The sequence below is a fragment of the Arthrobacter sp. TmtSoilC79 genome, assembly GCF_059739405.1.
This window is the reverse complement of the sequence record NZ_AP046051.1, coordinates 1341162-1354645: the sequence shown is the minus strand read 5'-3', so window position 1 is coordinate 1354645 and position 13484 is coordinate 1341162. Positions and strand designations below refer to the sequence as shown.

Below are 13484 nucleotides of genomic sequence, written 5' to 3'. Positions count from 1 at the left end.
GCCTAACGGGCTTCCTTGGGCTCCGCGGACTTTGCCGCCTGTTGACCGGCCAGGGGCGCCAGGAAGAAACTGACCACCAGCAACACCAACGGGGCCAGCAGTGAATGCAGGATGCCGAAATGTTCAGCCAACAGTCCCAGCAGCGGAGGGCCGCACAAGAAGGCGCCGTAACCAATGGTGGAGACCACTGAGACCCGGGCAGCGGCGTGGACGGGGTCATCTGCCGCAGCCGACATCCCCACGGGGAACCCCAGCGAGGCTCCAAGCCCCCAGATGGCCAAGGCAACGAACGCGAGCCAGGGAACGGGCGAGAAGACAAAAAGCGCCAAACCCACGACGGCGGTCGCCGAGCACCAGCGCATCACCACTACCCGGCCAAAACGGTCAAGGATCACTGTGCCCGTGAAACGGCCGATGGTCATGAACGTGACGAACAGTCCATAACCTACAGCACCTGCGGCGTCGGTCTGACCGTAGCCGTCAGCCAGTGCCAGCGCCACCCAATCCCCGGCAGCTCCTTCGGCCAAGGCCAAGCCAAGGACCAGGACGCCGATCAGCAGCGTCCGGCGGTCACGCCAGGCAAGGGCCACCAGCCTCTTGCTGTCCAGTGGAACCGGGGCTTTGCGGTCTTCCCGCCCAGTGTCCGGGTTCCGGGAGGTGTCACCCGGATTCCGGGAAATGATAGGCAGAGGTCCCGTTGACGGATCCTGGAAAGTGTCGGTTTCCTCAGGGCGGAACGTCTGCGTAGCTGCAGCGGTCTTTTCTGCGCGGAACCAGAAAGTTGCCGTCACCACCGACGTCGTCACTACCAGGCCCGAGATCAGGAAATGCCAGAACACCGGCATGTGGATGGCCGCGGCCCAGGCACCGAAACCAGCAGCGGCGACGGTTCCCAAGCTGAACGCACCATGCAGGTGGGGCATGATGTGGCGCTGCAGCTCGCGCTCAAGCGAAGCACCTTCCACGTTGGATGCGGTGTTCCAACTGGCCGTCCCCAAACCAAGGATTACCAGGCCTGCTGCCACCACCAAGGGGTTTGCCGCAATGGAGGTGCCGACACCCACGGTGACAAGGCCGGCACCCACCATGCAGCTGCCAATCCTCGTGGTCAGCTTGGGGCCAAGCCGCAGCACGATGAGGCCGGAGGCGGAGATGGAGATGAACGAGGCCACCGTCATGCACATGAGCAAGAGGCCAATGCCGCCCGGCGTCAGGTTCAATCCATCACGAATGGCGGGCAGGCGGGAGACCCACGTGGCAAAGGCGATGCCGCTGGCCGCGTAGGAGGCAAGAACAGCGGCGCGCCACCGCGACATTTCAGTCGATGTGGCGCGCGGTTTGCTGCGGTGTTGCGAGGTGTTCTGTTGATTCAAGAGACCTTCACAACCGCCTGTGACTTCATGAGGACCTTCAGTCCCGCCGCAACCACGGTGAGGTCGATACGCGCGGTGCGGGCATCGGCGTCGAGCGCTCCCACAACACCGGTGACGTCGATGACAGCGCCGGCGTCATCGGTTCCGGTCGTGTCGGTTACGAGGACGGGCTTGGTGAAGCGGGTCTGGTAATCGACGACGGCGGCGGGGTCGCCTGCCCAGTCGCTCACCAGCTGCACGGCCGCACCCATGGTGAACATTCCGTGCGCGATGACGCCCGGCAGCTCCACCGAGGTGGCGAAGGCTTCGTTCCAGTGGATGGGGTTGAAGTCGCCGGAGGCTCCTGCGTACTTGACCAGGTCCTGGCGGGTGACGTCAATGCTGCGGCTGCCGATTTCCTGGCCGACCGTCAGTTCTTCGAATGTGGGGCTCATGGTTACTGTCCCTCTCCGCGGACCAGGATGGATGAGGTGGTAGTGGCGACCTTCTCGCCGTCCACCGTTGAAATCTCCGAGCGCGTGGTAATCATCGCTCCCCCGCCCATGGCCCGGACGCCATCGACATGGAGTTCGGCCACCAGCTGGTCGCCGGCAACAATGGCCCGGTGGTGCGTGAAGCGCTGGTCAGCATGAACCACGCGGGAGAAATCGATCCCCGATTCCGGGTCCTCCACCAGTTGGGCGTCAGCACGCTGGGCGACGATGATGGCGAATGTTGGCGGGGCTACGAGGTCGCTGTGCCCCAAGGCCCTGGCTGCCTCGACATCGAAGTGCGCGGGATTGCCGGCTTTGACAGCCTTGGCGAACTCGCGGATTTTTTCACGACCGACGTCGTATACCTCTGCGGCAGGGTAGCTTCGGCCCTGCAGGTCCGGATTGATACTCATGTTCCAACCCTATCGGGCCAAGGGAGCTTGGGCGCAGATCGTGGATACGGGGAACGTGAAGTTCGACGAACGGGTTATTTCTTGTAGCTCTTGCGGATCTTCTGGCCCCGGATAACCAGTCCTGTGACGTGAAGGAGCAGGCCCGCACCGATCACGGGCAGTGAGGCCAACGCCAGCCCTTGGTTGCCGGAGGTGTTCCCAACAATGGAGAGGATGAGCCCGACCGCGATCAGCCCCATGGCGCTGAAAACCAGCACTTTGTAAGACGTAGAGGCCGTAGCCCAAAATTGTTCCAGCACCGTCCAAGTCTACCGGTGGGTTGCCGAGGGGTTGGCTCTCAAGGGAAAGAGGGGCCCATAGAGCCGAGAGCTCGCCCCTCGGCGGGCAGAGATGTCGCCCCTCGGCGGGCAGAGATGACGCCCCTGGGTGGACAGAGATGTCGCCCCTCGGCGGGGGAACTAGAACAAGGAGTCCTGCAGCGCCGGGATTTCGGTGAGGTACGGGCCAAACTCAATTTTCCGGCCCTTCAACGCGCCAAGATCCGCCACGAAGCTGCCTTCCACCTCGTTCCCTGAAACGTCAGGAAGACCGGCCAGGGCGATCGCACCGGACAACGCTTGGACCCGCAGCCCGTGCCCGCCGGCGTCGAACGTTGCCGGGTAGGGGTGGCGGCCCGCACCTGCGGTACAGAGCGGCCCTGCCAGCCCAGGCCGTTCCCACTCTTCCTCCACAACGGAGTAGCCGGTCATCGTGAGGCCTGCCAGGAGCTCGCGAACACGTCCGGCGTGCCGGCGGTTCAACGCCAAAAGCTCGACGGCGGCACGCGGCTCCACCAAACCCGCCACTTTGGCGGCCGACCGGACCTGCTGAACGAGGCCGAGCTCGTGCGTAACCATGTCCTCGAGAATGCGGACAACGCGGCCATCCCCGGTGTGGGCCACATAGGAAGCATGCACGGCACCCTGCTCGGCAAGCCTGTTCCATTTACGCGGGGCCGAGGCTGTCCCCACCTTGGTGGCACCGTTGGCGAAGGTGGCCACGTAGAGCCAGTGCGGCTGCATCAAATAGGCGCGAAGGCCAGCAGGAACGGGGTTGCCACGGTGGAAATCGTGCATCAGCCGGGAGTCGTCCCGGGCAAAACAGGCCCCGCATTGTTTCCCACGTTCTGCTGGGGAACTAGCGCGGCAAGGAACGTGCGTGCGATCCCCCGGCCCGTGGACCTTGGTGTGGCCCAGGCACCACAGACCCGGAAAAACGCGCAGGCCCAGGGCTGAGCCCCGGGCCAACGCAACATCAGTGAACTCCCCCGCGGGCGCGAACAAACGCAATGCCGGCGACGGGGAGTCCCATGCGACTCCATGAACCAGCATGGTTACAGGGAGGGCTGGACTCCGAATGCCACTGCCAGCTTCATGATCTTCTCGGCACGGCCCAAACGCGGGAGGTCGGAGCCGTCGCGGATGACTCGGCCGTTGGCTTCGAAGTCGTTCATGAAGTCCGTGGCCCAGGCGACGTCCGACGGTGTGGGGCTGATGACCTCGTTGATCACGGTGGTCTGGTCAATGGCCAGGCACAGTTTGCCGGTCATGCCCATGGTCACAGTGATACCGGTTTGCTCACGCAGGATCGGGTGGTTAGTGCCCACCGTGGGGCCGTCAATGGGGCCCGGCAGGTTGCCCACGCGGCTGGCGACAACCAGTTTGGCGCGCGGGTAGGCCATGGCTTCGGGGGTTGCTGCCATGCCGGTGTCGCGACGGAAATCGCCGGAGCCGAAAGCGAGGCGGAACGCACCCTGGGCTCGGGCAATGTGGTTGGCTTCCTCGATGCCGAGGGCGGATTCAACCAAGGCGACCACGGGAGTCTTTCCGTCCATGCGGTGGTAGGACTCAGTGACCTGGTCTGCGGATTCAGTCTTGGCCAGCATCACGCCGAGCAAGCCCGGGGTGCCGCGCAGTCCGGCGAGGTCGTCGGCCCAGAAGGGGCTGGTGGCATCGTTGATGCGGACCCAGGCCTGACCACCGGCAGTCAGCCAGTTGACCACGTTTTCGCGTGCAGCGTCCTTCTGGGAAGGGTCAACAGCGTCTTCGATGTCAAGGATGATGGCGTCTGCCCGTGAACCCGCGGATTCGTCAAAAAGTTCCGTTTTCATGGCGTTCACCAGGAGCCATGAACGGGCAATGTCGGCGGGAATATTGCGGGTAGGCCGAACTGATTCGGCGGCGATGCTAGACGTCATGTATCTACCGTATCCGCCCGGCGGCTCACAGAGCGAAGAAATCAGCCCGGTTGTGAGGATCAATACGAACTAAACCCCATATGACTGTGGAGTCCCGCAGTATGAACGCACGACGGCGGTACGCGCCAGTCATGCACAGCTCACTTGTCGCTGTTGTTCACAGGGCTCAACGCAGCGTCTTTGTGTCCCCGGGTTGCCAGGGAAGGCCCAGGATTTCGTCCTGTTTCGGGCTGTTTCGCAGCGTTTCCGGCCGTTACCCGGACACTTCCCACCCGCCGTCGAAATGGGCTTTCATCGTTCCCAAGCCGTTGCAGACGTTCCCCAGCAAACCGGCCCGCCCAACACCTGCAATCCATCGAAAGTAGCTCCCATGAAACTGCACCTGCCCCTGCTGAGCGTCGCGGCCGCCGTCGTACTAGCGCTGACGGTCAGCGGCTGCGGCGGCGCGGCCGAAGCCGGACAAGCCAACCAGGCCGGAAACGAAGTGAAGGAACTCCGCTACCAAGGCTCGGCCAACAACGTGACGTTCCCCGAACTTGCCGCTGACCTCGGATACCTGGGCGACCTCAAACTGAACTGGGTTGGCAACACCACCAGCGGACCGCAGGACATCCAGTCGGCGGCGACCAACCAGACTGATTTCGGCGGCGCGTTCTCCGGAGCGGTGGTAAAGCTCATCGAAGCCGGTGCACCCGTCAAAGCCGTCACCAACTACTACGGCTCGGACGAAAAAACGTTCAGCGGGTACTACGTGAAGGCCGACAGCACCATCAAAGAGCCCCGCGACCTGATCGGCAAGAAGATCGCCGTCAACACCCTGGGCGCGCACCATGAGGCCGTCATCAACACCTGGCTGACCAAGAACGGGCTCAGCTCCGAGGAGATCAAGCAGGTCCAACTGGTCCCGCTGGCCCCGAACGACACCGAAGAAGCCATCCGCCGCGGACAGGTGGACGCCGGAACCCTCGGCGGTGTGCTGCAGGACCGGGCCATCGAAGCCGGCGGACTGAGGTCCCTCTTCAGCGATGTTGAGCTGTTCGGCACCTTCGCCGGCGGACAGATCGTGTTCCGGAACGACTTCATCGCCAAGAACCCGAACACCACCCGCACGTTCACCACCGGCGTTGCCAAAGCGATCAAGTGGGCTGCTGAAACCCCTCGGGACGAGGTAGTTGCCCGCTTTACCAAGATCATCGAAAGCCGCGGCCGCAATGAGAGCACCGCGAACCTTAAGTTCTGGAAGAGCCCGGGAGTCCCGGACGCGGGCGTGATCAAGGACGAGGACTTCACCCGCTGGGAGGCGTGGCTGAACGCGTCGGGAATCGTGAAGGACAAACTCACGCCATCGAAGTACTACACCAACGAATTCAACGATCTCGCAGCAAAGAAGGGATAGCCATGACCGCGAAAATCAGCCTCCGGAACGTCACCAAGGAATTCACGGTCCGGGCCACCAAAACCACGAGTGCCACCCGCCTCACCGCCATCGACTCCCTGAGCCTGGATGTCCGCGAGGGTGAATTCCTCACCCTGGTAGGACCCAGCGGTTCGGGCAAGACCACTTTGCTGGACCTGCTGGCCGGTCTTTCAACACCGACCTCCGGCGAGGTGCTGGTGGATGGCAAACCTGTCACAGGACCGGGCAAGGACCGTGCGGTCGTTTTCCAGCAGTACGCGTTGTTTCCCTGGCGGACGGCATCGGCCAACGTCTCCATTGGCCTGGAAGGCGCAGGGCCGGACGGCAAGAAACTGAACCGCCGTGAACGGGCTGCGAAAGCCAGCGAATACCTGGCACTTGTAGGCCTGGCCGGTTTCGAGGACCGCTACCCGCACGAACTCTCCGGCGGGATGAAGCAACGCGTAGCCATCGCCCGGAGCCTGGCCTATGAGCCGGACGTCCTGCTGATGGACGAGCCGTTCGCCGCCCTGGACGCCCAGACCCGCGAGCAACTGCAGGACGAACTCCTCAGGATCTGGAAAACCACGGGCAAGACCATCGTCTTCATCACCCACGGGATCGATGAGGCCGTCTACCTCGGCGAGCGCGTTGCTGTCCTCAGCGCCAGGCCAGGCCGGCTCAAGGAAATCGTGGACATCAGAATCCCGGACCGTGACGGCGAGGAGGACATCCGTTCCAACCCCTCCTTCGTCAAACACCGCCACCAGGTCTGGACCCTTTTGCACGACGAAGTCCGCCGTGCCCAGGACGCCGGCCACCGAAAAATCCTGCCGGACGGCAGTGCACCCGACGAGCCCGTAACCACCCCGGAAAGGAGCGCGGCCTGATGACCACCACGCTCATTCAAAAAGAAGCCCCGCCCAAGGCGGGTTCCCCGGCCGACCCAACGGCCGCCGTCGAACCTTCACCGCAGGATGGAGCGGAACGCACGACGCCGGCGCCTGGCAAAGTGCGACGCTTGGCCGCTGCGGCCGGTTCAGCCGCCTGGAAATCCGCAGCCGTCTTGGCGTTCCTGGCACTGTGGGAGCTTGGCCCGACCTACTTGGCGAGTCCTTCCACCCGGGTGTTCCTGCCGCCGTTGCACGAGGTGCTGCTGGCATGGGGCAAGCTCTTCGAAGCCGGCACCATCCAGGGGCACATCGCGGCCAGCCTCACCCGTTCGGTGGCCGGCTTTGGCGCAGCCCTGGTGGCGGGTGTCTCCCTGGGGCTGCTCATTGCTTGGTACGGGCGGCTGAACTCGGTCCTGAACCCCTTGCTGGAACTGTTCCGCAACACAGCTGCGCTTGCACTGCTGCCGGTCTTCACGCTGTTGCTGGGAATCGGCGAGGAGTCGAAGATCAGCATCGTGGCGTACGCCGCGTTCTTCCCGGTGCTGCTGAACACCATCGCCGGCGTGAAGACCGTGGATCCGCTCCTGATCAGGGCAGCCCGTTCCTTGGGACTGAACAGCTTCAGGCTTTTCCAGAAGGTCATCCTGCCCTCCGCGGTTCCCACGATCTTCACCGGTATCCGGATGGCCGGCACGGCCTCCATCCTGGTGTTGATCGCCGCGGAAATGGTGGGAGCCAAGGCAGGGCTGGGTTATCTGATCGTCAACGCCCAGAGCAGCTTCCTCATCCCGGACATGTACGCCGGCATCCTTACGGTGTCCTTGCTGGGCCTCGGCGTGAACTTCCTGCTGGTGGCCCTTGAACGCCATTTCTCCCGCTGGCGCACTGCTGTTGGTGCTGCCTCCTGAAACCCACCCGCATCCCGGAAGCAACCGGCTTCCTGGAACCAACCCGCGGCATCTGCCGCAACCGTCACAACAAGTAAGGAATGAACCATGACTGTCATTACCGAAACCAAACTCGGGTTCGCCAAGCTGGGCTCCCGCATCGGCGCCGAAATCCGTGGCCTGGATATCAGCGGAGACCTCAGTGAGGACACCGTCGCGCAGATCAGGACCGCGCTCAACGAGCACAAGGCACTGGTGTTCCGGGAGGCCAACATCTTCAGTGACGAGGCCCAGGTGAAGTTCGCCTCGCACTTCGGGCCACTGACCAAAGCGCACCCCACGGTGGCCTCGGTGGAGGGCGAGGAAAATGTCCTGCCGGTTGACAGTGAGAACGGCTCAGCCAACAACTGGCACACGGACGTCACCTTCGTGGTGAACCCGCCGCAGGCTTCAACTCTGCGCAGCATCGATCTCCCTGCCTATGGCGGCGAGACGCTGATTGCTTCCTCGGCCGGCGCTTACCAGGACCTCCCGGAGGAGTTGCGGAGCTTCGCGGACAACCTGTGGGCCATCCACACCAACGACTACGACTACTCCGTCCCGAAGAACCTGGAGCACTCCAACGCCGAAGAGCGCCGCAAGGAGTTCACCCGCCTGAAGTTCGAAACCGCCCACCCCGTGGTGCGGGTCCACCCCCTGACCGGCGAGCGCGGATTGTTCATTGGGGGCTTCGCGCAGCGGCTCCGGATTGTGGGCTTGTCCAATACGGAATCAAAGGACATCATCCGCCTGCTGCAGGCGTACGTGACGCGTCCGGAGAACGTGGTCCGGGTGAACTGGGAGCCCAACCAGGTTGTCCTGTTCGATAACCGCATCACCCAGCACTACGCCCCGGACAACTACGACGGCCAGCCGCGCAAGCTCAACCGCGTGACCATCGCAGGCGACATCCCGGTGGGTATCGATGGCACGCCCAGCCAGGCGTTGCAGGGTGATTCGAGCACCTACTCCGTGGTGGCTCCGATCAGCAGCGCCTCGTAGCCATGTGTTGCTGTCCCCACCCAACTGAGTCGCAGTGAGCGCGTTTTGAGAGGTCATAACGCGCACAACTGCGACTCAGTTGGGTTAAAACCGGGGTTAGGGGATGTTGCTCCCCCGGGCTGCCACCCACAATCCGTACCACTGGGCACGGGTCATGGTGGCGGCAACTGAGGCGGCATCGGCGCATGCCTTGATGCGCCCGGGATTGGTAGTGCCGATTACCGGCGAGATCCCGGCGGGGTGCTTCATCAGCCAGCCCAGCAGCACTGACTCCGGCGTGGTGTTCTTCTCCCCCGCCAATATTTCAAGCATCTCCGTGGCCGCCGACTCCGCAGGCGACAACTCCGCAGCCGGTGCACCCGTATATCGCCCCTGGGCCAGGGAACCGTACGCCTGAAGTTCGATTCCTTTAGCCATGCAGTGTTCCAGGGTTCCGTGCGGGAAGCTGAACCCCATCCCGTCTGCGTGGTTGACCAGCACAGTGCTCTCCAGCCAATCCCGGCGGAGCAGGCTCATTTCCAGCTGGTTCGCCACTATCGGGGTCTCCAACTGGTCCTGCAGGAACGCGATTTGCGCACCGGACATGTTGGACACGCCCAGCTGCCGCACCTTGCCTTCGGACATTAACTGCCCGACGGCGTCCGCCACCTCACGGGGGTCCATCAAGGGATCGGGCCGGTGCAGCAACAGCACGTCCACGTAATCTGTCTGGAGTCGTTTGAGGCTCCCGTTGACCCGTTCCAGAATGGCTTCCCGGCTGAGGTCATAATGAGTCTGGAGTCCGCGCTCCCCCAGCCTGATTCCGCATTTGGTCTGCAGCTGGATCTTTTCCCGCAGACCTTGCGAACGGGCAAGGACTTCACCAAAGACGGCCTCGGACTTTCCGCTGCGATAGATATCCGCGTGGTCGAAAAGTCCAACACCAATCCCCTGGGCATCTTCAACCACCGCAGCGGCCTGATCGATCTCCGCGGCGCCGTAGGATGTGCCGTCCCAGGGGCCGCCGAGTCCCATGCAGCCGTATATGAGGCGTCCCCGCCCGTTCGCATTCGTCATGGTTTCAGTATTGTCCTCAGCGCTTAGTCGCTGCTGACAATCCACGCGGTGGTATCTGAAGGCAGCTTGCCATCCTCCAGGGGTTCACTGGTTACCACTACGTCACCTTCAGGCAGTTCAACCGGTTCAGTGCCGAAGTTGGTGACGGCGTGCCAGCCACCCGGGCGGCTGAAGTGCAGGACGTCCGGGTTGCCGGTTTCCACCCACTGAAGTTCCTCCGCTGTCTGGAGCTTGCTGCGCAGGTGCAGTGCCTTCTTATAGAGCTCCAGCGTGGAACCTTCCACGCCTTCCTGCGTAGATACTGCGTAATCCTTGAACCACTCCGGCTGGGGAAGATGCGCTTTGCCTGCACCGAAGCCGAAGGACGGGCCCTCTACGGTCCAGGGCAGCGGCACACGGCAACCATCGCGCCCGATCTCCACTCCCGGGTTGCGGAAGAAGGACGGGTCCTGGCGTTCTGAGTCCGGAATCTCCGCGACTTCACGCAGGCCGAGCTCTTCACCCTGGTAGAGGTAGGCAGAACCGGGGAGGGCAAGCAGCAACAGCGTCGCGGCGCGTGCACGACGCAAGCCAAGTTCGACGTCGAGCTCTTCGGCCGGTGCGCCGGCCAACAACCATCCCTTGCCGTCCTGGCCCTTGGGCTCGCCGCCAGTGATGTCCTGGGCAGCATTGGTTCCCTGGGCAACGGAACCACCCTTGGGCAGGCCGTAGCGGGTGGCGTGGCGGACGACGTCGTGGTTGGAAAAGACCCAGGTGGACGATGCCCCTGATTCCTTGGCCGCCACCAGGTTGTCGGTGATGATCTTCCGGAAGGCGGCAGCGTCGTAGTCGGACTGCAGGAGGTCGAAGTTGAACGCCTGCCCCAGCCCTTCGGGGCTTGCATAGCGGGCACGGCGGGACTCATGGACCCAAGCCTCGGCGACGGCGGTGCGGGGCGGGTTGTACTCGTTGAAGAGCTTGCGCCACTCGGCATAGACCTCGTGCACTTCATCACGATCCCAGAACGGGTGGGAACCGTCGGTGAAACCATCCGTGCCATGTGCTTTGGCTTCCAGATCCGCCTTCATGGGCAACGGCTCGGAAAGGTCCTTGGCCATGCCATGGGCTACGTCGATGCGGAAACCGTCAACGCCGCGGTCGGACCAGAATCGCAGGGTCTTCAGGAAGTCCTCACGAACCTCCGGGTTTTCCCAGTTGAAGTCCGGCTGCTCCTTGGCAAAGATGTGCATGTACCACTGTCCGGGCGTGCCGTCGGGCTCGGTGATCCGGTCCCAGATGGGTCCACCGAAGACGGAGTCCCAGTCCGAGGGCGGCAGCTCACCGTTCTCTCCCCTTCCATCGCGGAAGATGTAACGTTCACGGGCGGCCGATCCCTTGGGGGATGCCAGCGCTTCCTTGAACCACTCATGGCGGTCCGAGGAGTGGTTGGGGACGATGTCCGCCACGATCTTGATACCCGCCGCATGCAGGGCCTCGACCATTTCGTCGAAGTCCTCAAGGGTTCCCAGCTTCGGATCCACGTTGCGGTAGTCATCGACGTCGTAGCCGCCGTCGGCGAGCGCCGAGGGGTAGAACGGGCTCAGCCATACGGCGTCGATGCCAAGTTCCTTGAGGTAGGGAACCTTGGCAGTGATGCCCTTGATGTCTCCTAGTCCGTCTCCGTTGGCGTCGTGGAAGCTGCGGGGATAGATCTGGTAGACCGCGGCCTGGCGCCACCAATGGGGGTCGGTCATGCGGTCTGCTTCGGTACGGTGTGCCTGAGTGGCCGAGGTGCTCACGAAACTCCTTTGATTTAGTATCTAAATTTATATCCCGGACCAGTATGAAACGGCCGGACGTTGCAGGTCAACAGGCCTAACCCTTCACAGCGCCCTGGGTCACGCCTGCCATCACCCACCGCTGCGTGAAGAGGTAGGCAATGATCGCCGGGGCCATCGCCATCAGGTAGGAGGCGAAGGACACGTGGTAATTGTTGCTGAACTGCGTTTGGAAAAGGTTCTGCCGCACGGGAAGCGTCTGCAGGGACGGATCGGAGATGATCAGCGAGGGCATCATGAAGTCGTTCCATGCATAGAGGAATGCGAAGATCCCCACCGTGGCGCTCATCGGCGCAAGCAGCGGGAAGATCAGCTTCCAGAAGGTCTGCCAGGTGGTGGCACCGTCGATCCTGGCACTTTCCTCCAGTTCCATCGGGATGGAGCGTAGAAAAGCGGTGAAAAGCAAAACGCTGAAACTCAACTGGAACATGGTGGCCAGCAGGATCACTCCCAACGGATTGTCCAGCCCCAGGCGGCCCGTGAGCTGGATCTGGGGCAGTGCCACCACCGGGAACGGAATGAACATTGCCCCCAGCAGATAGAAAAACGAGTACCGGAACAGGCGGCGTTCCCAGTTCCGTACGATCGCGTAGGAGGCAAAGGCCGCCAGGATGATGGTGGCCAGCACCGTCCCCGCAGTCACAAGCAAGGACACGGCAGCACCCACAGGGAAGTCGGTCAGTGTCCAGGCCTGCACAAAGCCATCGATGCTGATGGGGGCCGGGAACGAGAAGGCGTTGCCATCCACAGCCTGGCCCTGCGTCTTGAACGCCATGGAGACCGTGACGTAGAGGGGCAGAAGCACGGTCACCGCGCACAGGACCAGCACGGTGGTGGCCGGCCAGTTCACCCGCTCCATCGCAGAGCCGGATTTGCTTGAGGCTTGTTTAGTGGTCATCGATTCGTTGGTCATTACAGTGCATTCCGTCCACGGGTCAGCGAAAGCTGTACGAGAGAGATCACGATGGCCACCACGAAGAAGATCGTGGCGTTGGCCATCTGGTAGGCGTAGTCACCGCCGTTGAAGCCCGAGATGACAGTCATCGCGATGCTTCTGGTTGAGGTTCCCGGGCCTCCGTTTGTCAGCCCCACGATGATGTCGTAGGCGTTGAGGAAGCCCTTGAACCCCAGAATGATATTGATGACCACGTAACCGGCCACCAAAGGAAGAGTGATCTTCACCAATTGCTGGAATTTGCTCGCGCCATCAATTTCAGCGGCCTCGTAGACGTCTCCAGGCACTGCCACAAGGCCCGCAATATAGATGAGCAGCGCGCCAGGCACAGCCTGCCAGGCCGTCACCAGCACAACTGCTACCCATGCAAAGTCCGGATTGGCCAGCAGGCTGCTTTCCAGCCAGGGGATCCCGGCCGCGGCACCGAGCGAGGGCAGCGAGTTGGAGAACAGGAAATTGAAGACGTAGGCGATGATGATGCCCGAGACCACCATGGGGATCACGAAGACCGTCCGCAACGCCGTCTTCATCCGGATTCGCGCAGTGAGACCCACAGCCAGAAGAAAGGCCACCAGATTGACGGCAATGACCGTAACGATCGAGAAGCCGAAGGTGAAGAGGTAGCTCTGCAGGATGGCGGGATCACTGAAGATCGCGATGTAGTTGGTCAGGCCTACGAAGTCCCAATCGCCAATGCCGATCGAGTTGGTGAAGCTGAAGAAGATTCCGATGATGCCCGGAACGGTGATGGCCAAAGTGAACAGGATCAGGCTGGGCAGCAGGAAGATGTAGAAGATGGGCTCGACCCGGCGCTTGCTGCCTCCCCGCCGGGGATTTGGGTGTGAGTGACCGCGCTTCCGGCTGCCGCGCTGTAGGCCCGACTGGCGCGGGCCGCCCTTCCCGGGCGTCGTGGAGGTGGTGATGATGGACATGATGTTGACTCC

The 13484-nt window shown here is 62.7% G+C and carries 14 protein-coding genes; 4 read left to right on the top strand and 10 right to left on the bottom strand.

Features of this window, described 5'->3' with window-relative positions; translation table 11 throughout:
- Nucleotides 1-2: 2 nt before the first annotated feature.
- From AC6JA3_RS06275 to AC6JA3_RS06250, 6 genes are all read right to left on the bottom strand, one after another.
- A complete protein-coding gene (locus tag AC6JA3_RS06275) occupies nt 3-1373 on the bottom strand; it encodes an MFS transporter (protein WP_223943481.1) in 1371 nt (456 codons plus the stop codon).
- On the bottom strand, nt 1370-1807 hold the full coding sequence (locus tag AC6JA3_RS06270; RefSeq protein WP_026539769.1) for a MaoC family dehydratase: 438 nt from the start codon (nt 1805-1807) through the stop codon (nt 1370-1372). Before AC6JA3_RS06270 ends, AC6JA3_RS06275 begins: the two co-directional genes overlap by 4 nt.
- Nucleotides 1808-1809: 2 nt before the next feature.
- A complete protein-coding gene (locus tag AC6JA3_RS06265) occupies nt 1810-2259 on the bottom strand; it encodes an FAS1-like dehydratase domain-containing protein (RefSeq protein ID WP_026539768.1) in 450 nt (149 codons plus the stop codon).
- 74 nt (nt 2260-2333) lie between these two features.
- Nucleotides 2334-2558, bottom strand: a complete 225-nt coding sequence (locus tag AC6JA3_RS06260; RefSeq protein WP_091549890.1) for a DUF3188 domain-containing protein — start codon at nt 2556-2558, stop codon at nt 2334-2336.
- Nucleotides 2559-2717: 159 nt separating this feature from the next.
- Nucleotides 2718-3629, bottom strand: coding sequence for a DUF2797 domain-containing protein (locus AC6JA3_RS06255; RefSeq protein ID WP_026546321.1), 912 nt, complete (start codon nt 3627-3629; stop codon nt 2718-2720).
- 2 nt (nt 3630-3631) lie between these two features.
- Nucleotides 3632-4495 carry an HpcH/HpaI aldolase/citrate lyase family protein gene (locus tag AC6JA3_RS06250; RefSeq protein WP_026546322.1) on the bottom strand — a complete coding sequence of 288 codons (864 nt, stop codon included), beginning with the start codon at nt 4493-4495 and terminating at the stop codon, nt 3632-3634.
- Nucleotides 4496-4865: 370 nt separating this feature from the next.
- Between AC6JA3_RS06250 and AC6JA3_RS06245 the strand changes: the two genes are divergently transcribed.
- From AC6JA3_RS06245 to AC6JA3_RS06230, 4 genes are all read left to right on the top strand, one after another.
- On the top strand, nt 4866-5891 hold the full coding sequence (locus AC6JA3_RS06245; RefSeq protein ID WP_223943482.1) for an ABC transporter substrate-binding protein: 1026 nt from the start codon (nt 4866-4868) through the stop codon (nt 5889-5891).
- 2 nt (nt 5892-5893) lie between these two features.
- The gene (locus AC6JA3_RS06240; protein WP_026539763.1) at nt 5894-6781 is read left to right on the top strand and encodes an ABC transporter ATP-binding protein; all 888 of its coding nucleotides are present in this window, start codon (nt 5894-5896) and stop codon (nt 6779-6781) included.
- Nucleotides 6781-7692, top strand: coding sequence for an ABC transporter permease (locus tag AC6JA3_RS06235; protein ID WP_347782955.1), 912 nt, complete (start codon nt 6781-6783; stop codon nt 7690-7692). Before AC6JA3_RS06240 ends, AC6JA3_RS06235 begins: the two co-directional genes overlap by 1 nt.
- 87 nt (nt 7693-7779) lie before the next feature.
- Complete coding sequence (locus AC6JA3_RS06230; protein WP_347782954.1) at nt 7780-8712, top strand: TauD/TfdA dioxygenase family protein; 933 nt, start codon at nt 7780-7782, stop codon at nt 8710-8712.
- Nucleotides 8713-8808: 96 nt separating this feature from the next.
- On the opposite strand, the gene AC6JA3_RS06225 is transcribed toward AC6JA3_RS06230, so the two are convergent.
- From AC6JA3_RS06225 to AC6JA3_RS06210, 4 genes are all read right to left on the bottom strand, one after another.
- Complete coding sequence (locus AC6JA3_RS06225) at nt 8809-9768, bottom strand: aldo/keto reductase (protein WP_347782952.1); 960 nt, start codon at nt 9766-9768, stop codon at nt 8809-8811.
- A gap of 23 nt (nt 9769-9791) precedes the next feature.
- On the bottom strand, nt 9792-11546 hold the full coding sequence (locus tag AC6JA3_RS06220) for a glycoside hydrolase family 13 protein (RefSeq protein WP_347782951.1): 1755 nt from the start codon (nt 11544-11546) through the stop codon (nt 9792-9794).
- 76 nt (nt 11547-11622) lie between these two features.
- Entirely contained in the window at nt 11623-12498 is an 876-nt protein-coding gene (locus AC6JA3_RS06215) for a carbohydrate ABC transporter permease (protein ID WP_347782949.1), read from the bottom strand.
- On the bottom strand, nt 12498-13472 hold the full coding sequence (locus AC6JA3_RS06210) for a carbohydrate ABC transporter permease (RefSeq protein WP_347782947.1): 975 nt from the start codon (nt 13470-13472) through the stop codon (nt 12498-12500). The genes AC6JA3_RS06215 and AC6JA3_RS06210 overlap by 1 nt, the downstream gene beginning before the upstream one ends.
- Nucleotides 13473-13484 lie beyond the last annotated feature (12 nt).